This is a genomic window from Paenibacillus sp. FSL P2-0173, assembly GCF_038008045.1.
In the GTDB taxonomy this organism is placed as follows: Bacteria; Bacillota; Bacilli; order Paenibacillales; family Paenibacillaceae; genus Paenibacillus; species Paenibacillus polymyxa_B.
Map to the genome: position 1 here is coordinate 779,826 of NZ_JBBOYK010000002.1, position 20,500 is coordinate 800,325.

Here is a 20,500-nt window from a genome sequence, read left to right on the forward strand (position 1 = left end):
TACATTAAAAACATACACATTCTTTTATTTTAACAAAATCAGACAGATATGAACATCAAACGACAAAAATTTCAACCCACACCACTAAAAGCCTTCCCCTATACACATTCAGGGAAGGCTCTACATTTACTTTTTCGATTTTAAATATCGTGTATCGAAATATATGTCCGCGTAATTAACTGTTACGTTGCTTGAATCCGTCCATAAACTCGGCTAATGCTTGACAGTTCTCCAGTGGAACAGCATTGTAGATCGAGGCGCGAAGCCCTCCTACACTGCGATGTCCCTTCAGTCCGATAAATCCGGCCTGTTCGGATTCCTTAATAAATTGTTTTTCCAGATCCTCATTCGCGAGGCGGAAGGTTACATTCATGATAGAGCGATCAGCGCTGTCCACACAACCACGATAGAAGCCTTCGCTACTGTCAATACGGTCGTATAGCAAAGCAGCTTTCTGCTGGTTCACACGCTCAATGCCTTCCAAACCGCCTTCTTCCTGAATCCATTTCAGCACTTCATTCACCATGTATATGGCAAAGGATGGGGGAGTATTGTAGAGAGAGTTATTTTTTTCATATGTGCTATAACGCAACATCGTAGGAATATTGTCTGGTGAGGAAGTCAGCAACTCTTCACGGGCAATCACGACCGTCACACCAGAAGGTCCCAGATTTTTTTGTGCGCCAGCATAAATCAATCCAAATTGAGTAACATCAAAAGGCTTGCAAAAAATATCGCTGGACATGTCCACAATCAATGGTACGGACCCCGTATCCGGGAATTGCTTAAATTGTGTACCTTCAATCGTTTCGTTGGACGTCATATGCACATAAGCAGTATTCTCAGGCAAGTCCAAGGAATCCACATTCGGAAGACGCATGTACTTCTCATCAGCGGAGGATGCGGCAATATGAGCCTTGCCCAGTAGCTTGGCTTCTTTATATGCCTTGTCCGACCAGCTACCTGTCATTACATAGCTCGCAGTCTGTCCTTCGCGCAAGAAATTTAAAGGCAGCATTGCAAACTGCGTACTTGCGCCCCCTTGTAGGAATAACACCTTGTAGCCTTGTGGATTGCCCAGCAGAGATAACAGACGTTCCTGCGCCTCATTATGAACAGATTCATACACAGCTCCACGGTGAGACATTTCCATGATCGACATCCCTGTTCCCTGGAAATCTACGAATTCAGCTTGTACACGTTCCAGTACTTTAAGCGGCAATGCCGCTGGTCCTGCATTAAAATTGTAGGCTCTCTTACTCAACAAATTCCCATCCCTTCTCTACTCTGGTGTGGATATTATCGCTATGATAGCAGTATTCATAAATGCGTTCAAGACTTGTATAAAAATGTTTTCAATTTCATTTATGATGTGACAAAGTTGTGAATGTTAACGTATTTAACATCTTTATTTTGTAATTTTCACTTTAATATTAAAAGGTCCCCGGCATAAGACCGGAGACCTATCTTGAATAACAACTGTTACCCGTAAGCTAGTGGTTGTTATTCAAAGCAGCTAAGCAATCAAGTTATTAGCAGTCAAAATACAGGCTATATTCGTGTGGATGAACACGGATGTTCACCGATTTAGCTTCAGAACGTTTGAACTCTACATAGTTATCAATAAAGTCCTTCGTAAATACGCCACCTTCAGTTAAGAATTCGTAGTCAGCTTCCAGAGCATCCAAAGCCTCATCCAATGAACCAGGTACGCTACGGATTTTACCTTTTTCAGCGTCAGACAGCTCGTAGATGTTGGTGTCAAGTGGACCATAACCCAATTCGATTGGGTTCAATTTGCGCTTGATACCATCCAGACCCGCCATCAGCATCGCTGAGAAGGCAAGGTAAGGGTTAGCAGTGGAGTCTGGTGTACGGAACTCGATCCGACAGCCTTTTGGAGTAACAGCCGCTACTGGAATACGTACAGCCGCAGAACGGTTACCTTTGGAGAATACCAGGTTAACTGGTGCTTCGTAGCCAGGAACGAGACGTTTGAACGAGTTTGTGCTTGGATTTGTCAAAGCGATCAATGCAGGTGCATGGTACAGAATACCGCCAATATAATGAAGAGCCATTTCGCTCAGATTAGCATAAGCACCTTTTTCGTAGAACAAAGGAGTGTCGCCATCGAAAATGGATTGGTGAACGTGCATACCACTTCCGTTGTCCCCGAAAATTGGTTTCGGCATGAATGTTGCCACTTTACCATATTGACGAGCTGTGTTGTGTACAATGTATTTATAGACGAGCAGGTTATCTGCTGTTTTCTTGAGTGTGTCAAAACGGAAGTTGATTTCCGCTTGGCCTGCCGTAGCCACCTCATGGTGATGGCGCTCAATTCTCAGACCTGCTTCTTCAAGCAAACGGCACATTTCACTACGGATATCTTGTTGGGTGTCTACTGGCGCTACAGGTACATATCCGCCCTTCACTCCCACTTTAAAGCCCAGGTTGCCGCCTTCTTCCTTACGGTTCGTGTTCCAAGCTGCTTCCTCGGAATCTACGAAGAAGGAGGAGCTATTCATGCCGCTTTCGTAGCGAACATCATCAAAGATGAAAAATTCGGACTCAGGTGCAAAAAATGCTGCTGTGCCCACTCCTGCGGATTGCAGAAATGCCTCAGCTTTTTTTGCAATGCCGCGAGGATCGCGGTCGTATTTTTCGCCATCTGGCGTAGCAATGTCACACAGAATATTCAGTGTAGGATGCTGAGTGAAAGGGTCGATAAAAACCGCTTCTGGATCGGGCAGCATAACCATGTCGGATTCCTCGATGCCACGATAGCCGGGAATGGAAGAACCGTCGAAAGCAACACCGTTAACAAATGTTTCTGCATCTACTTCGGAAGCTGGCAATGAAATATGGTGAGCACGACCAGACAAATCTACAAAACGAAAATCTACCCACTCAATATTATTTTCCTGAATTGTTTTCAATACGTTTTCAACGGACATGTCTTCTTCCTCCCAATTTTTCCGAACATTAAGTCTTATACAACCCTGAAATGTTCATGATCGAATGTTTTTTTCTGTCGTCATTATAAATCTCAAACATGACACGGGTCAATAGCTATGTAAGGTATTTTTTAAACTAATGTTAGATATGCTTACGCCCTTGATAACATTTGAATAGCACAAAAAGCCCGAAACATCGGGCTTTTAGGTAATTTAAATCTCATTACTGCGTTGCAGCAAAACTTTTATGCATTAATGTTAAACATTGGTTTAAGCAATGGTACTAGGCGTGTGAAATGTTTTCCCCACAGCAGGAGCCAATATTTCCAAATCTTTCAGCAAATCTGAAAATTGATCCGGGAACAGGGATTGTACACCATCCCCCGTCATTGAGTTATCGGGATCTGTATGCATTTCAATAATTAGTCCGTCCGCTCCGGCAGCGACCGAAGCCTTCGTCATAGGAACAACCAATTCACGTCTACCCGTGCCATGGCTAGGATCAGAAATAACCGGCAAATGGCTCAACTGTTGCAACACAGGGATCGCAGACAAATCGAGTGTATTTCTGGTGTAGGTTTCAAAAGTGCGGATACCGCGCTCACACAGCATAACATTCGGATTGCCACCTGCCAAGATGTACTCGGCAGCATTCAAGAACTCGTCATAAGTCGAGCTAAAGCCGCGTTTGAGCAACACTGGCTTGCCGCAAGTACCCAACTTACGCAGTAGATCGAAGTTTTGCATATTCCGTGTACCTACTTGCAGGATATCGGCATATTCCGCACAAATGTCTACGTATTCAGGTGTCATAACCTCTGTGATGGTCAGGAGGTCGTGCTTTTGACCTGCCTCAGCCATCATGATCAAACCTTCTACACCAGTTCCCTGGAAGCTATAAGGCCCTGTACGCGGCTTAAAAGCACCACCACGGAGAACTTGCGCACCTGCTGCTTTGACCAATCCGGCAATTTCATCTATCTGTGCAGCAGATTCAACGGCACATGGTCCACCCATAATGACAAGCTCGCCTCCGCCGATATTTACTCCTTTAATGGAGATAACCGTATTTTCCGGATGAAAATCACGGCTGGCCAATTTGTAGGACTTCGATATTTTAACCACATTTTCTACGCCTTTCATTTGACGCAGATGTTCAGCCAGCTTGGGCTCTACGCTACCGATCAGTCCGATGATCGTGCGATCCGATCCTCTTGATACATGAGCCTGCAATCCTTCTTTCTCAATAACTTCAACAATAGCTTGAATATGCTCTTCAGGTGTTTGAACACCAGCGATAACGATCATTTTTTTCTTCCTCTCTATGATACATATTTTATTAACCCATTATAGATTGATATTATGACACTTAGACGCTTGTTCGCTTTTAAGCTTTTATTCGTTAAAGCAACTATACCTGTTTTAGCTATACTCGTCAAGGCTTAATTATCCCGAATTATTCAATATTCTAACTTAGTGAAGCTAACCGAATAATATCTATAAATTAAAACAATTTGAAAAGCCGCTATCCGGATGGTTGTATCCGAATAACGGCTGTAATCAATCACAAACTATTTCGTCGTTTTTGACTTCTCCCGTACAGGAGGCAGCAGTTTTTTCATATCTATGGTTCGCTGAATCTCCCACGTATCCGGGTTAGCCGCATCATACTGCTCCAAATACGTAATAACCTCTTTGGTAATCAGTGTCGGCGTGGAAGCCCCAGAAGTCACAGCCACTTTGGCTACTCCCTCAAGCCACTCCCTCTTCAGCTCGGTCACATCAGAAATACGATAAGCTGTTGTACCAGCAATTTCCTCCGAAACCTGAGCCAATCGGTTTGAATTGTTACTGCGCGGATCACCGACAACGATCACCAGATCCACCTGTCCAGCCTGCTCAGCTACCGCTTCCTGACGTACCTGCGTCGCCAAACAGATTTCATTGTGTATCTCAGCACCTGGGAACTTCTCCAGCAGCTTCTTCATAATGTGCTTAATGTCCCATTGACTCATGGTCGTCTGATTCGTGATAAGGATTTTGCCAGCTGGTAACGTAAGACTGTCGATTTCTTCTTCCTTTTCAATCAGATGAACATGGTCAGGAGCAATACCGATAGCTCCCTCCGGCTCTGGATGATTCTTTTTGCCAATATAAACAATCTGATAGCCTTCGGCAGACTTCTCCCGAATCAGATCATGCGTTTTGGTGACGTCAGGGCAAGTCGCATCTACCGTAGTCAGCCCCTTGTCTCGTGCCAGCTTGCGAACCTCTGGTGATACGCCATGAGCAGTGAAGATAACAGTGCCGCTCTCTACCTGGCTTAAAATCTCCATACGGTTCGGACCGTCCAGTGTAATAATCCCTTCGTCTTCAAAGGAATTGGTGACATGACTGTTATGCACAATCATGCCTAATATATAAATAGGCCGGGGTAAGTCCAGATTTCTGGCTGCCTGACGTGCCAATACCATGGCATCGACTACGCCGTAGCAGTAACCCCGGGGCGAAATTCTGAGTACTTCCAAAATGAGCCCCCGCTTTCTTCGACACAGTATACAGCTCCAAAACTGGGCAGCTGTGGGCTTCCACGCCTCTACCGGCCAATTCTATGATGTAGTTGCCTTCCTATTATAGCCTATTCCAAAGGCGCGGAAAAGCTGACCGGAAGCCAGATGACAAATGTCGTTCCTTCTCCTTGGCGCGTAACCACTTCCACAGACCCGTGATGTTCATCAATAATCCACTTGGCAATAGATAGCCCCAACCCAATTCCCTCCGTCACCCCGCGTGACTCATCTGCCCGGTAAAAGCGGTCAAAAATAAAGGGAACCTCACTCTTATCCATTCCAATGCCCGTATCACTGATCCGTAGCCCCACCTGTCCTTGATAAATAATGGCATCAAATCGGACTGTGCCTTCAGGTGTATATTTGAATGCATTATCAATGAAAATGAATAGCATTTGCTGCAAATAATCCTTGCTGCCATCCATATAAATACCATTCAGCAACGAAAAATCTCCCACATTCCATTCGGCCGTTCGCTCTAAAAACTGAGCACGACGGGCAACCTCACTTACAAGCGGTTCCAACGCAACGGGAGTCTTATCGAACGTTTTCCCTGTGTCCGCTCTCGCGAGTGACAACATATCACTCACCAAACGGCTCATCCGTTTGCCTTCATCCGCCATGTCATTTAATGCCTCCATAGAAAGCTCGCGAATCATCTCTTCATCCATATTCGGTCGCTCTCCTGGTTCGGTAGTCCACATTTTGAGCAAAAAATCAACGTTGCCACGGATCGTCGTTAGCGGCGTACGAAGCTCATGGGAAGCATCAGCCACAAAACGACGCTGTGCACCGTACGCATCTTCCAGCTCCTTGTAAAACACCTCTGTACGCCCCAGCATGTTGTTAACCGTCCCGATTAATTGTCCAATTTCATCTGGTGGTCCGTCATATTCAATCCGTACACTCAAATCATTACTGGATTGAATCTGATTTGCCCCCTCAATGACCTTGACCAGCGGCTTCATAGACTTGCGAGCCAGAAAGAGACCTGAGGTCGCAGCAGCGAGTAATGCAAACAACGAACCGTATACAAGCACATTTTGTAACCTGTTCATGAGTCGATCCTGAGAGCCCGTGAATTGTCCTACCTGTAGCAACCCGACCACCAACCCCAACTCCTCGGACTTAATGGGCTGTTGATAAATCATAAAGGAATCCCCATTTACGTTCACACGTCGAATCCCCTCATTTTGAACTGCTCCTGCCGCTGTAGATGGAACAGGGAAGGTGATATTGAGGTCTTTCATATTTTGGGTGGTTTTGGTAACCCCGGACGTATAATTGTAAATTTGTACATATAGCTGTGAGTCATCTATTCCACGCCCCTGCTCCAATCCTAAATCCAAGTTAGGGACTTCAAACAATCCCCCTTTAATAATAAGGCGTAATTGCTTGTTAATCTGTGGCGCCTGAGTCATAAGCTGACTTTTCACTTCATTATATGTGTAGTAATATACTAGTCCGTAAATAGCCAGACCAAAAATGACAAGTACAATAGCCAAGATGCTCGAATACCAAGCTGTCAGCCGCCACCGAATAGACATATTACACATCACCTCTTAAAATATAGCCAGCTCCCCGAATTGTACGAATGAGCCGTTTACCGCCATCCTGCTCCGTTTTTTGTCGTAGCATGGCAATATATACTTCCAGCACATTCGATTCTCCGCTATAGTCATAGCCCCAAATTTTGTCCATAATCAGATCACGCGACAGAACACGCTTGGGGTTTTGCATGAACAAATGGAGCAGTTCAAATTCTTTGGCTGTCAGTTCCAAGCGTTTGCCGCCACGAACCACTTCACGGGATTCGTTATCCAGTTGTAAATCCTCGAAGGTAAGCCGATTTCCGTTATTGTCCTGTTGTTCGGTTTTACGCCGCAAAAGCGCTCGCACTCGCGCCAGCAGCTCCTCCAGAGCAAACGGCTTGACGAGATAATCATCGGCCCCTAGATCCAAGCCCTTAACCCGATTCTCAACCTCATCCTTGGCTGTAAGCATCAGGACAGGTACCGTGCTTCCACCCTCCCGCATGCGACGGCATACCTCAAAACCATCGACCTGCGGCATCATTACATCCAGCACGACCACATCAGGCTCAGCTGTCAGCATTTTATTTAATCCCTCTGCTCCATTGGCGGCTGTCAGCACTTCATAGCCTTCAAATGCCAGCCCTCTGCGTAGCATGGAAACAATTTTTTCATCGTCATCAATAATCAGAATAGTAGAACGCATACACGATCGAACTCCTTTATCTCTTCTTTTCCCTCTATTGTAGCAGGAGTAGACGCGTGTAGCATCTGGCTGCTCCATACAGCAAGAAACGGAAGGGATCTTCCTTCCGTTTCTTGCGTGCACATGTTCATTTTTGTAGAGTTATCAGCTTATTGCTGAAGCGTCGAGCTAAAGTCATTTTTGTTGCCTATTTTCAGCTGAACATCTTTTTTCTGCCCAGCTCGTTCGATGTTAAGCGTCAGTGCTGTACCCACTTTTTGTTTTTGAATGAACTGGATCAGCTCTTGTGATGTGCTATAAGGCGTGCCATTGGCTCCGATAATCACATCGTAAGGACGCAGATCGGCCTGATAAGCTGGCGATTTGTATATAATATCCCGTACTACCGAGCCTTCGGTTAGGGATGTGCCCAATTCTTTGGCTACTTCAGGACTCAAATTTAACAGACTTGCACCAATGAAAGGTACAGGTTCTTTCGGGATAGGCTGGTTATTTTTCAGCTTATCGACGACTTCCAAAATTGTATTGGACGGAATCGCAAACCCGATTCCCTGTGCGTCTGCACTAACAGCTACGTTCATACCGATAACCTGCCCTTGCAGATTTAACAGCGGTCCGCCAGAGTTACCAGGGTTAATGGACGCATCCGTCTGAATGAGATGCTTGTATTGCGTCGGTTTTCCAGTCGATTCACTATTAATGGTGATCGTACGTTCTTTCGCACTTAGCACCCCGGCTGTTACCGAATGCTCAAAGCCTTCAGGGTTGCCGATTGCGACCATCCACTCGCCGACTTTAGCGTTATCGGAGTCACCCAAAGTTACTGTCGGAAAGTTGTTTTTGCCTTCAATTTTAAGTACCGCCAAATCAAGATCAGCATTTTTGCCCAAGACTTTGGCTTCGTAAGGCTTATTAGTTCCCTCTACTGTAACCTGAACCACACTCGCGCCTTCAACAACATGGTTGTTGGTTAGGACGTAACCCGATTTATCAAAAATAAAACCGGAACCAATACCAAGCGGAGTCAGCTGCCCGCTGTTGCTACCTTCATTTTCATTACTGTTACCGCTACTGCCACTGTCACCATACTGATTACCGAAAAAGTATTGATACAGCGGGTCATTGTAATAAGGGCTGCTTTGTCTGCCGCTGCTACCACTGGTTTGTTTGGCAAGCGTTTCGATTTTGACGACTGCCGGACCAGCCTTGGCCACAACAGATTGAACATCAGCGGTACCTGAAGGCATCACAGCCGGAACTGCGCTTGGAGTCGAGCCAGTTGTTCCTGAATTAGTCGTTTCTCCACTTTCAGCTGCCGCCGAAGTTAACGCCGTCTCGGGTGTGAACATATTTGTTCGGTCAGCTGTGTACATCAATACCGTAATGACCAGCATCCCAGCCAAAAAAGATAAGAAAATTGTTTTCACCTGCGACTTGGGCTTATTCGGTTTGAATTGCCAGTTGCCACCATTCCGACCCGAACCATCCTGTTGCTCAGGCATAGCGCGATGGTATGAGGGAGGAAGAGGTCTCACTGCCTGTGGTGGCGTAATCTCAACATCCTTTTCCACCGACTGCCCTTCCTTACGTTGTCCGTCCGATTGAACTGAAGAAAAAGGGCCGTAAGAATAATAATATGAGGAACCGTTCGAATCGTTTTGCCGAGTTGCATTATCGGTATCAACCTGATCGTTGTCGTTCCGGCGTCCGGAGTTATTATTTTTAAATTCGTCCATTGTATATCTCCTCCCAAACCCTATGCTTCAAGGTGGTGTTGTTTAACTGACTTTATTTTGCACTTTAAACCTTAATTCCACCTTAAAAACAATTAAAAAGGAGATAAAACCTTAGACCTATTGTACCTATTCACTTTCACTTAAAACGAAATGCCCCGGATATAATCCGGAGCATTATCAATTGTATATGCTTTTTTATTTCGTGTTAAAGTTTTCGTCGAACTTTTCGTTCGGTGTTTGAGCATTGTTTTGAACTTTGTTGCGACTGGAGTTTTGAACTTTTTGAGCTACAGCGCCTGTACCGCCTTGTTCTGTTGCAAATTCTTCATCATACTTCTCATTTGGTGTCTGAAAGTTGTCTTGAATTTTATTTTGTTCAGACTGCTTTACCTTTTGTGAAACGACACCAACCGTATTGTCTTGTGCAAATTCCGCTTTGAACTGATTTCCTGCGCTTGCCTTGAAGCCTTTGTTCGTGAAAGAACTTCCGCCTTGATTTGGCATAATTCTCAACCTCCCAGTATGTTTTGCGGGATAAGCTCATCCCGCAACATAGTATGTGATGTTGGAAAAAACAATATTCAAGGATTATATGGAAGCATCCAGTGTCGCGGTCGGAATAGTTTTATGCGTTTCTATCACCTTTTGGAGCGATTTGACCATCTTTTCTGTACATTTTCCGTTCCCTTTTTTTATAATTTGAACATCCACATCTTTCTTGCCCCATTCAGAATATACCTGCCGGGTTGTTTTAAAATACAAGTCAATTTTATTGCCCTTAATCGCAGAACCTGTATCTGCTACAATCCCGTATCCATAACCTGGAATGTACAATATGCTTCCCAAAGGAAACGTTTTGGGATCAGCCGCAATCGTAGACAGTGTGTTCTTGTCACGACGTACTTTTACACCGGAATACGTAATACCGTAACCGGGATGACTTGGCCGTTTGCCAGTCGATTCATAGCCTGCTGTATATCCTGTTGCCGTGACCGTCATGGTCGTAATAACCTGCTCTTCGCGTGGAGCTAAAACAGGTGTGGACTGCCATTTTTTATGCTGGACCGGTTCTTTGTGACCGTAAACTTCATTGCCGGGCAATACCAGACAGGTTGCAATTAACACGGTTCCCAAAATCCGTTTCCATACCAACATGGATCTCATAAAAAACCTCCCCTTGAGGCAAAGGCTTTCCAGAAATCCATTAGTTTATACGAACAGATTATTATTTTTGAACATCCTGACCTGGATAAAGTCTGCTCAGTTTCACTTTATCTTCAAAAATATGCAGGAGTGTCCGCACTATGGGGGTGTGTTCATCGTCTGTGTGCAATATAATGGAAGCAGGAGAAATCGAAATAAGGGTGCTCACGATTCGATCCTCGACCTCCATTTCCAATTCAATGCCTGGCATCTCGACAATGATGTCATCTGCATCAGGAATCGGTATGGGCACCATGGCACTATCCAGAATCGTAAAATTATGTCCGCCTTGGTGAAGTACGTGTACGAGCGGAACTTTGCTTTCCTGAAAAAAAACAAAATATTTAAGCAGCCCCATAAATTCTTCGTATTGCCGATCTGCCCAGAATTCTTCCATAGCATAGTCGACGATTTCTTCAAGCTCTTTTTTATACGCATGGAGCCTAAATTGAATCAGCCCTTCCAAATTGATCACACGAAGCTCCTTGAAATCCTTCTCCAGGAGAGTAGTCAGCTTACCATGACGCTTCAAACGACCTCTGGGGCCATCATCGTTTAACAGTGAACGAATCATACTGCGAATTTGCTCTGCATCCTCTTTCTCCAGCAACGAACAGGCTTTGGTGAGAATGAGATTGAGCAGCCCCCACTCCTTGACTTCGATAATATAATCCGCTATTGCCGAAGACATGATGCTGTATACACAGGGGAGAAAGCTTTCAAACGCCGAATTGCTTTCTGTGCCCTTGCAGGTCCATGCCACTTTGTTATCCAGCTGTCTGAAAGTGAATCGAAATCCGCGCCGTGACATATGTAGTCCCTTTGTTCTACTTTTGACCACTTCGTAAAACCGGTCGGTTTCCTGATCTCCGTCTGTATTGGTCCACACTGTAAACAGTTCCATTGGCTCACTCCTTTCGATCACTGCTTTCAGTATATGGCGGCCTCTGAAGGGTTATACGAAGTGAACGACTGGAAACAGAAAGACATATTCAAAAGAGGATGATCTGGTTTCAAAAAGCCGGTTGGCGTGTTATAAACATTACTGTGATATAGGAAAAAAACCGAAAGACGTTTGAATATTTAGGGTGGGGTATGTTAAGGTTATAGTAATATGAATTTTTCACAAGAGGGAGGAGATAAGATGTCAACGATGCTGAACATGCTGCGTACATTCATGATCGTCATATTGAGCCTCGTTCAGATTTTGTCCCTTCCTGTGACGTTTCATGCGGAAGACACCACTCAATCCCTTCAGTTTACGGCGGGATCTTCTCTTATGCCTCATGCTGATATTTCCTCGTTAGAAACAGACTCTCACGGTCTGGAGCATCATTCCAAACCAGCTATACGCAAGTCCTCCCCTTTACTTCATCTGGTGATCGCTGCGGCCAAATCACTTCCCTTTGTCATTTTGATAGCGCTTGTGCTGCTATTGAGCATCCCTAAACTACGTCTGCCTTTTATTCCTGTCATTTGCAAACTAAAGAAGCAATTGTACTTGTTCCCCATCAAATTTACCTCTAGTTATGTGGCTTAACCTCCCTTTGCATGCACATCACCACATTTGCATGTCTATTTGTTAACCTGTCCCAATAAGTGTAATACGTAAAGTCTATTTATCAGGTTTTTTATGTTAATTTATAAAATTTAATACAAAAAGAAAGTTTCCATGTCACTCCCAAAGTATGTGATTTATTTCCCATACCATTCATTTAAATAACGTATCATACAGGAGGCTTTACAAATGGATATTAGAGAGTCTATTTTGCCAGGAATCGGGATTAAGTATCGAATAGATGCAGAGAGTGGCGACCGAATTGTCATTATTATTCATGATGATGGCAGGCGCGAGTTGTATCACTTTGATTACGAGGATCTGGAACAAAGTATTTCTATGACAACCCTGAATGATCAGGAAGCGCGATTGGTAGCCTCCATCATCGGTGGTATGACCTATAAGCCCAAACAGCTTGAAAGTGTAGAAATGACGTTTGACGATTTTATAATCGAATGGTATAGAGTGGAATCTGATTATGCAAGTGTCGGCAAATCCATCGGTGAGCTGGATGTAAGGCAAAATTCGGGAGCCACTGTTATTGCCATTGTGGAGAAAAAAGGAAATAAATATGTAAATCCTGGTCCTGAAGTGATGATTAACGATGATGCCACTGTAGTCGTTGTTGGGGAACGCGATCAGCAAAAACGCTTTAAACAAATCCTTATGAACGGAAGCGGGTGATTGGATGGATCATCTGGTATTTGAGGTTGGATTGGCTATTGCTCTCATCGCTGCAGCCGGACTTATTTCCTCCAAACTGCGCTTCTCGGTCATCCCTTTTTATATCCTGATCGGAATGGCAGTTGGACCGCATGCGATGGAGCTATGGCATTTTGATTTTCGCTTTATCGAAAGCGCCCCATTTATTGATTTTATGGGAAGAATCGGAGTGCTGTTTCTTCTCTTCTACTTGGGTCTCGAGTTCTCAGTAGGTCGGTTAATTAAATCAGGCCGTTCCATTGCCGTGGGCGGAACCATTTATATTGGCATCAATTTTACACTGGGGCTGGCTCTTGGCTTCCTGAGCGGCTTTCCTGTAGCAGAGACACTGGTTATCGCCGGAATTACAACAATATCATCCAGTGCTATTGCTGCGAAGGTGCTGGTAGATCTCAAGCGGACCGCCAATGCTGAAACTGAAATGATTTTGGGCATTATTATGTTCGAGGATGTTTTCCTCGCCGTATACATCTCCATCCTCTCCGGATTGGTTCTTAGCGATTCATCCTCGCTCGGGGGTGTGCTGCTATCAGCGCTAATCGCGCTAGGCTTTATGCTTGCAGTCATTATTATCGGCCGTAAGGCCGTCCCTCTGTTAAATCGGATTCTCCGTATTCGCTCCAATGAGGTATTCGGACTTGTTGTTTTCGGCTCTCTGTTTCTGGTGGCTGGTTTTTCGGAAACGATTCATGTGGCGGAAGCTATCGGCGCCCTGTTAGTCGGTCTGGTACTAGCCGAAACGGAACACGCCAAACGGATCGAGCATTTAATTGTTCCTTTCCGCGATTTCTTTGGCGCCCTGTTTTTCTTCAGCTTTGGACTATCCATTGATCCACTGTCCCTGGGAGGAAAGGCGATATGGCTTGCACTGGTAGCAGTCATCCTCACGTTGTTTGGTAACATTTGGGCAGGAATGCTGGCTGGGCGTACAGCCTCCTTATCTCCCAAAGCGTCAGCAAATATCGGCCTGACCATTGTGGCACGGGGTGAATTTTCGATTATCATGGCCAACTTGGGTAAAGAAGGCGGTTTGCTTGATATTGTTCAACCCTTTGCAGCCATCTATGTACTCATACTGGCGATTCTTGGACCACTTCTGACAAAGCAGTCAAAACCTATTTTTAATATGTTAAACAAAATATTTAAGTTCAAGGACCCCCGCCTACGAAAGGAAGAAAGTAACTCGGCGTAACTGTAAAAGCTGGATACGACAATCCATAGGAGGGAAGGCTATGCCGCACGCTGTAAAACATGCCGAAACTCTATGAGGCGGCTTGTGAAGCCCGCTTCAGGAGATGCGAGCAGGTTCCCTGTCTTTTATACGGTGATTGGCGGAATTACGGCATCCGTCGGTCTGGAATTGTTTTTGCATCCGCATGATATGATCGCTGGAGGCGTCACGGGGATCTCCAGACTCATGTCGCTTTATACACAGGAGCATTTTGGGTTACTGCTATTCGTTTTGAACTTGCCACTCATGCTGCTGTATTCTCTGTCTACTCACAAACCCATGCTGCTTCGTGCACTACCCGGCTTGTTCGCCTTTTCGGGCTCAGCCATCATTCTTTCGCCTTTTCCGGCAGTGAGCGGCCATCCGGTCGTATGTGCTTTGGGCGGCGGAATCTGTATAGGGCTTGGCGCAGGGCTGGCAGCTCGTCACGGTGGTCTGCTCGATTCACTAGGACTTAACGAGTCAGACGATGGCCGTCCATCCACATTATTGCTAACACATCGCAAGATTCCGTTAATACAGATTGTTATGCTATGTAATGGTCTGCTGCTCATTACGGCTGGCTTTGTGCTAGGCTGGGAGCCAGCTCTCTATTCAGCCTTATCCTGCCTCGCTGCCTATGAAACGACCCGGCTGATGTTTACCGGTCTGACGCGTATGGTTTGTGTAGTCAGCAAGAAGCAGCAAACCATCGAAGATGCCATATATCGCATGCTGCGTATACACAGCACGCCTGTTGGAGGCTATGCCCAGATAGAGAGCAAGATTAAAAGCGAATCTGAGGATAAAAAAGAACAAATGGTCATCGTTTACAGCGTTCATCTGTTGGATTTGCAGCGCTTTAAGGCAGTCATCCAAATGGCAGACCCGCAGGCTGAGATCATGTATATGAAACGATGGAAAGCATAGCAAAGTAACACATCAAAAAACGCTTATCTACACTAATCCTTGTACATAGATTAGTGATGGATAAGCGTTTTGTAATTAACAATATATTAACGGATATTAATTTTGCATGATAAAATCATGTTCAATACTGCTGGCACTGTCAAAAGTACGAATAATATCATAACGGGTATTGCGCTGTGCTGGAACGTGACCCGTCTCGCGGATCAACTGTAGAATGGATTCAATGTTAACCTTATACGTTGCGCCTGCAGCGGAAACTACGTTTTCCTCAATCATGGTGCTGCCAAAATCATCGCAACCGTAGTACAACGATTTTTTACCGATTTCAGGTCCCATGGTTACCCATGAAGACTGAATATGCTTGATGTTATCCAATACAAGACGACTGATCGCAACGGTCTTCAAATATTCCTCTGGCGTCTGGCGTTCCTTCTTCAGATTGGTGTTGTCTGGCTGGAAGGTCCAAGGAATAAAGGCCAAAAATCCTTCAGAATTATATTTGTTTTCAATGCATTCGTCCTGAGCATCACGAACACGCAACAAATGCAGCGCACGCTCCTCCATCAACTCGCCAAAGCCGATAACCATCGTAGCAGTCGTGTTCATCCCAACCTTGTGAGCCGTTTGCATCACATCCATCCAATCACGCCAAGAGCCTTTGAGACGGCTAATTTTGCGGCGTGTGCGGTCATCCAAAATTTCTCCGCCTCCACCCGGAAGCGAATCCAATCCAGCTTCATGAATGGCTCGAATCGTGTCTTCCATGGATAGACCGGATTTTTCCTTCATTTTGTGAATTTCAGCTGGCGAGAAGGAGTGCATCGTAATATCGGGAAAACGCTCCTTGATAGCTTTCAGCAAATCCGTATAATAACTGAACGGCAGATTCGGATTCACACCGCCTTGCATTAGAATTTCGGTGCCACCTACATCCTGCGTTTCCTTGATCTTCTGAAAGATCACCTCGTCCGGCAAAACATAACCTTCATCAGAACCCGGTCTACGGTAAAAAGCGCAGAAGCGACAATATACGTCACATACGTTCGTATAGTTAATATTTCGTCCGATGACGAAGGTTTTAATGGGATCGGGGTGCATGCGATTCATAACTTTATTCGCCGCATGACCTATTTTTTCTACCTCATCTGATTCGAACAAAGCAACGGTATCCTCTAAATTCAGGCGTTCGCCGCGTAGGGCTTTATCTAAAATATGGTCGATTACACTCATGGTGTATCCTCCTTCGCTGTCACAGGGCGACGAAATGAAAGACAGGACTTATGAACGAGAATGCTTTCACAAACCTGCGTTCGAACCCTGCCGTAATGTATGTTCATGACTGGCCTTGTATGTTGTCTGTGCTATTTAGCATAGTAAAACCTAATGATAATACTAACATATCTTTAGGTAAGGAACCATACTTATTCCCGCTTCTTTCTGCTTTTCACCTAGGAAAACAGGCAACTGCCAAGCTTGTCTCAACATTGCATATAGCCAAGAAATAAGAAAATAGAACTGAAAAGTGCATTTTTTCACACTGTCCTTCATGTCATTCTTATAGAAAACAGCAAGCCTCCTGAATGAATGGAAACTTGCTGTTTAGTACTGTACATATTTGCTCCCTGCCTGAAAACGACAAAGATACTACTGATGTGCTAACGCTCTAGCGCAGCGCCTCATCCAGATCACTAATCAGGTCGTCAATATCCTCCAGACCTACGGAGAAACGAAGTAATCCGTCCGTAATCCCGCGCTCCAATCGTACACTATGGGGCATAGCCGCGTGTGACATCATCGCCGGATACGACAAGATGCTTTCCACAGCTCCCAGACTCACCGCTACAATTGGAATACGTACGCGACTGAGGACTTCTTTTGCACGCTCACCAGAACCCACATCAAACGATATCACTGCACCATAACCGCTGGATTGACGCTCATGAACTTCACGTCCTGGATGATTCTCCAGACCCGGGTAGTACACCGCCTCAATGTCGTTGCGCTCGTTCAGCCAATTGGCGAGCTTTGCTGCACTCTTTTCGCTGTGAGCCATACGAGCCTCCAGTGTCTTCATACCGCGCATGAGCAACCATGACTCCTGCGGAGCCAGCACGGTACCCAGTCCATTTTGGAGCTGCTTGATTTGTCTCCCCAGCGATTCGGTACGTGCTACTGCAAGTCCTGCCAGCACATCGCTGTGTCCGCCCAGAAACTTGGTCGCACTGTGCAATACAATATCGACACCCTGCTCAATCGGACGTTGATAATAAGGTGTCATAAAAGTATTATCCAATAACGTCAAAAGTCCGTTATCCTGTGCCCAAGAGGTTATTCCTGCTACATCGGTAATTTTGAGTGTCGGATTGGACGGGGTTTCCATATATACAGCCCTTGTATTCTCCTGCAACGCCTCTTTCACATGGTTGAGGTCCGTCATGTCAACGAAGGTCGTTTCGATATTCATCCGTTTCAAAATGGAGGTCAGCAGTCGATATGTTCCTCCATATACGTCCTCGGAAACAATGACATGATCTCCAGCAGACAAGAGCATAAATGTAGTAGAGATGGCCGCCATACCTGATGCAAAGGCAAAACCGCTAGCTCCGCCTTCTAATAAGGCGATATAATCCTCCAAAGCTTGTCGTGTCGGATTACCTGAACGGCTATAGTCATGCTGTGGAGGATTAAAAATATCATGATGGTGAAAGGTAGAAGCTTGATAGATCGGGACGCTCGAAGCCCCCGTAACACTGTCAATTTCAGAGCCGAAATGCAGCAGCTTGGTAGCGAACTTCCGCTCTTTGTCCAGATCCTGGCCGATCCTTCTCGCATCCTCTATCATTGCTGCTCCCCTCCTTCTACTTCTTGACGTGCCGCTTCCAGCGCCGAACGCAAATCTTCAATTAGGTCGTCTGTATGCTCAATGCCGACGGAGAAACGCAACAGCCTGTCATCTACCCCGACTGCATCCCGAATTTCTGCTGGTATGTCCGCATGTGTCTGCACAGCGGGATAGGTCATTAGCGATTCCACACCGCCGAGACTTTCCGCAAACGCAATGAGCTTAATGTGACGAAGCAAAGGCTCCACATAACGAGCATCCTTTACTTTAAAGGAGAAGATACCCGTATTTCCGCTGGATTGTTTATTTTGAATCTCACGACCTGGGTGGCCTTCGAGAGCTGGATAAAATACTTCCGCCACCGCCGGATGCGTCAGTAAATAGTTAGATAGCACTGTTGCATTATGCTGATGTCGGTCCATACGCAGCGCTAACGTCTTCATCCCCTTCATCAACTGATAGCAGTCGCTCGGGGAAAGCACGGCCCCTATGGAATTGTGCAGGAAGGAAATTTCAGCTGATAGCTCTTTGCCTTTGGTTACGATCAGCCCTGCCAGCACATCATTGTGTCCGCCCAAATATTTGGTTGCGCTATGTACCACAATATCAGCGCCCAGCTCCAATGGCCGCTGGAAATATGGGGTTAGCAGCGTATTATCTACAATGGTAAGCAACTGATGTTGTGATGCCCACTCGGCAACCGCTCGAATATCAGTGATCATCATTAACGGATTTGTAGGTGTTTCTATGAATACAGCTTTGGTATTCGGTCGACATGACTGTTCGAGTGCTTCAAGATCGTTCGTATCCACATAACTTGCTGTTACACCAAATTTAGATAAAATACGCTCCAGCAAGCGATATGTCCCGCCATACAGATCCAGCGATACAATGAGGTGATCTCCCTGTCCAAACAATGCAAATACCGTTTGCAGCGCCGCCATACCTGAGCTACATGCAAAACCTGCATCACCCGATTCAAGTGCAGCAGAAGCCTCTTCCAGTACCTTTCGCGTAGGATTGATCGTCCGAATGTAATCAAATCCTGTGCTTTGACCTAGACGGGGATGGCGGAACGCCGTAGATTGGTAAATCGGGTAATTAACAGCCCCGGTTACTGGCTCCTCTACTGAACCGATTTGTGCCAATCTGCTTTCGATTTTCCACTGTTTCTCACTCATATGAATCCTCCTATTAACTTCCATAGTGGGTGCTATAACATATCCTGCAAAAATGGATGTCAAAGACTATACTGCTGCGCTACTGCAAGGTGGTACTGTACAAGGGTAAACTACAAGCCCCTTTTTAAATCTGGGGCCCGATATCGTAAGGTGTTTCTTGGTATACATAATAGTTCAGCCAATTCGAGAATAATAAATTGGCGTGTGCCCGCCAGATTGAGGGTGGTGTGCGCTTGGGATCATCATTAGGGAAATAATTTTTGGGGACTTCAACATCCATTCCTTTGCCCACATCGCGGTCGTATTCCCATTTCAGGGAAAGCGGGTCATATTCAGAATGCCCAGTTACAAAAATTTGTTTACCGTCAAGCGTGGCTACGAGGTACACTCCAGCCTCCTCGGATTCGGATAAAACTTCTAATTCGGTAATATGATCAATATCTTCCCGCCGAACCTCCGTATGTCTGGAGTGAGGAGCATAAAACAATTCATCAAAGCCGCGTAGCAATTTTACTTTAGGTTTAATCACGGTGTGTGGAAATACGCCAAAGCATTTGTAGTCGAGCCCGTATTTAGGGACATCGAAATGATGGTATAAGCCTGCCTGTGAGGCCCAACAGATATGCATGGTCGAAGTTACATTCGTTTTCGTCCATTCAAAGATTTGCTGGATCTCCTCCCAGTAGTTAACATCCTCAAACTCAAGCTGTTCAACCGGGGCTCCTGTAATGACCATGCCGTCAAAACGACTGTTCTTGATCTCGTCAAACGTTTTATAGAACATGTTCAAATATTCTTGCGATGTATTTTTGGATACATGAGATTTCATGTGCACCAGCGTGACGTCCACTTGCAGCGGCGTATTGCCGACCAAGCGCAACAGTTGGGTTTCCGTCGTCTCCTTTGTAGGCATTAAATTCAAAATGGCGATACGCAACGGACGAATATCCTGATGATAAGCCAAGCTTTCATCCATTACGAAAATATTTTCGCCCTCCAGCACTTCCTTGGCAGGTAGCGTGTCTGGGATTTTAATCGGCATGTAAACTCACTCCTTGTTCGGTAAGTTTTGCGAAAATCGTCTTGTTGAGATGCCGGGCATATAATAAAAAGACCTTTCTCAGGTTAGAGAAAGGTCATATTTGTATCCATATGCGCCTCTCTCATCTGTCAGGGCAACGCTCTTTGTACAAAGCGCGCGTCCTGCAAGAATTAGCACCGTGCGATTAAAATCGCCGGTTGCCGGGTATCATCGGGCTAGTCCCTCCACCTGCTCTTGATAAGATTTCGCTATATTCATTTTAGGTTCACAAAGTTCTTGTTGTTCACTTTAATGCATCGGCTGGGCTTCG

Annotated in this window: 18 protein-coding genes and 1 riboswitch; of the genes, 4 read left to right on the forward strand and 14 right to left on the reverse strand. The window is 45.4% G+C overall.

Annotation, left to right across the window (positions count from 1 at the left end):
* Window positions 1–175: 175 nt before the first annotated feature.
* The 10 genes from serC to MKX30_RS13925 all read right to left on the reverse strand — a co-directional run bounded on the left by serC (window position 176) and on the right by MKX30_RS13925 (window position 11,608).
* A complete protein-coding gene (gene serC / locus MKX30_RS13880) occupies window positions 176–1,267 on the reverse strand; it encodes a 3-phosphoserine/phosphohydroxythreonine transaminase (RefSeq protein WP_028542950.1) in 1,092 nt (363 codons plus the stop codon).
* A gap of 265 nt (window positions 1,268–1,532) precedes the next feature.
* Window positions 1,533–2,957, reverse strand: coding sequence for a type I glutamate--ammonia ligase (gene glnA / locus MKX30_RS13885; protein WP_023987803.1), 1,425 nt, complete (start codon window positions 2,955–2,957; stop codon window positions 1,533–1,535).
* A gap of 270 nt (window positions 2,958–3,227) precedes the next feature.
* Window positions 3,228–4,265 carry a 3-deoxy-7-phosphoheptulonate synthase gene (aroF, locus tag MKX30_RS13890; RefSeq protein WP_023987802.1) on the reverse strand — a complete coding sequence of 346 codons (1,038 nt, stop codon included), beginning with the start codon at window positions 4,263–4,265 and terminating at the stop codon, window positions 3,228–3,230.
* A gap of 263 nt (window positions 4,266–4,528) precedes the next feature.
* A complete protein-coding gene (locus MKX30_RS13895) occupies window positions 4,529–5,485 on the reverse strand; it encodes a 4-hydroxy-3-methylbut-2-enyl diphosphate reductase (protein WP_341062917.1) in 957 nt (318 codons plus the stop codon).
* A gap of 110 nt (window positions 5,486–5,595) precedes the next feature.
* Window positions 5,596–7,074, reverse strand: coding sequence for a sensor histidine kinase (locus tag MKX30_RS13900; protein ID WP_013309433.1), 1,479 nt, complete (start codon window positions 7,072–7,074; stop codon window positions 5,596–5,598).
* A gap of 1 nt (window position 7,075) precedes the next feature.
* Window positions 7,076–7,765: a response regulator transcription factor gene (locus MKX30_RS13905; RefSeq protein WP_013309432.1), complete on the reverse strand. Its 690-nt coding sequence runs from the start codon at window positions 7,763–7,765 to the stop codon at window positions 7,076–7,078.
* Between the two features lie 149 nt (window positions 7,766–7,914).
* Window positions 7,915–9,501, reverse strand: coding sequence for a S1C family serine protease (locus MKX30_RS13910; protein ID WP_023987800.1), 1,587 nt, complete (start codon window positions 9,499–9,501; stop codon window positions 7,915–7,917).
* Window positions 9,502–9,696: 195 nt separating this feature from the next.
* On the reverse strand, window positions 9,697–10,005 hold the full coding sequence (locus MKX30_RS13915) for a hypothetical protein (RefSeq protein WP_023987799.1): 309 nt from the start codon (window positions 10,003–10,005) through the stop codon (window positions 9,697–9,699).
* A gap of 84 nt (window positions 10,006–10,089) precedes the next feature.
* Window positions 10,090–10,665 (reverse strand): 3D domain-containing protein, encoded by a 576-nt coding sequence (locus MKX30_RS13920; protein ID WP_023987798.1) that lies wholly within the window; start codon window positions 10,663–10,665, stop codon window positions 10,090–10,092.
* 61 nt (window positions 10,666–10,726) lie between these two features.
* Window positions 10,727–11,608 (reverse strand): putative sporulation protein YtxC, encoded by an 882-nt coding sequence (locus MKX30_RS13925; RefSeq protein WP_028542952.1) that lies wholly within the window; start codon window positions 11,606–11,608, stop codon window positions 10,727–10,729.
* A 240-nt stretch (window positions 11,609–11,848) separates the two neighbouring features.
* Here MKX30_RS13925 and MKX30_RS13930 point away from each other — a divergent pair, with 240 nt between their 5' ends.
* The 4 genes from MKX30_RS13930 (at window position 11,849) to MKX30_RS13945 (ending at window position 15,125) form a co-directional block, all read left to right on the forward strand.
* Complete coding sequence (locus MKX30_RS13930) at window positions 11,849–12,244, forward strand: hypothetical protein (protein WP_025723301.1); 396 nt, start codon at window positions 11,849–11,851, stop codon at window positions 12,242–12,244.
* 207 nt (window positions 12,245–12,451) lie between these two features.
* The gene (locus MKX30_RS13935) at window positions 12,452–12,946 is read left to right on the forward strand and encodes a cation:proton antiporter regulatory subunit (RefSeq protein WP_209941468.1); all 495 of its coding nucleotides are present in this window, start codon (window positions 12,452–12,454) and stop codon (window positions 12,944–12,946) included.
* A gap of 4 nt (window positions 12,947–12,950) precedes the next feature.
* The gene (locus tag MKX30_RS13940) at window positions 12,951–14,177 is read left to right on the forward strand and encodes a cation:proton antiporter (protein WP_341062918.1); all 1,227 of its coding nucleotides are present in this window, start codon (window positions 12,951–12,953) and stop codon (window positions 14,175–14,177) included.
* An 84-nt stretch (window positions 14,178–14,261) separates the two neighbouring features.
* Complete coding sequence (locus tag MKX30_RS13945) at window positions 14,262–15,125, forward strand: YitT family protein (RefSeq protein WP_069080466.1); 864 nt, start codon at window positions 14,262–14,264, stop codon at window positions 15,123–15,125.
* A gap of 96 nt (window positions 15,126–15,221) precedes the next feature.
* On the opposite strand, the gene mqnC is transcribed toward MKX30_RS13945, so the two are convergent.
* The 4 genes from mqnC to metA form a co-directional block, all read right to left on the reverse strand.
* On the reverse strand, window positions 15,222–16,355 hold the full coding sequence (gene mqnC, locus MKX30_RS13950; protein WP_023987792.1) for a cyclic dehypoxanthinyl futalosine synthase: 1,134 nt from the start codon (window positions 16,353–16,355) through the stop codon (window positions 15,222–15,224).
* A gap of 433 nt (window positions 16,356–16,788) precedes the next feature.
* On the reverse strand, window positions 16,789–17,967 hold the full coding sequence (locus MKX30_RS13955) for an aminotransferase class V-fold PLP-dependent enzyme (protein ID WP_053325033.1): 1,179 nt from the start codon (window positions 17,965–17,967) through the stop codon (window positions 16,789–16,791).
* The gene (locus MKX30_RS13960) at window positions 17,964–19,148 is read right to left on the reverse strand and encodes a PLP-dependent transferase (RefSeq protein ID WP_023987790.1); all 1,185 of its coding nucleotides are present in this window, start codon (window positions 19,146–19,148) and stop codon (window positions 17,964–17,966) included. The genes MKX30_RS13955 and MKX30_RS13960 overlap by 4 nt, the downstream gene beginning before the upstream one ends.
* Before the next feature lie 124 nt (window positions 19,149–19,272).
* Window positions 19,273–20,190, reverse strand: coding sequence for a homoserine O-acetyltransferase MetA (metA, locus tag MKX30_RS13965; protein ID WP_068940112.1), 918 nt, complete (start codon window positions 20,188–20,190; stop codon window positions 19,273–19,275).
* Window positions 20,191–20,308: 118 nt separating this feature from the next.
* Window positions 20,309–20,434: riboswitch (SAM riboswitch) on the reverse strand.
* Window positions 20,435–20,500 lie beyond the last annotated feature (66 nt).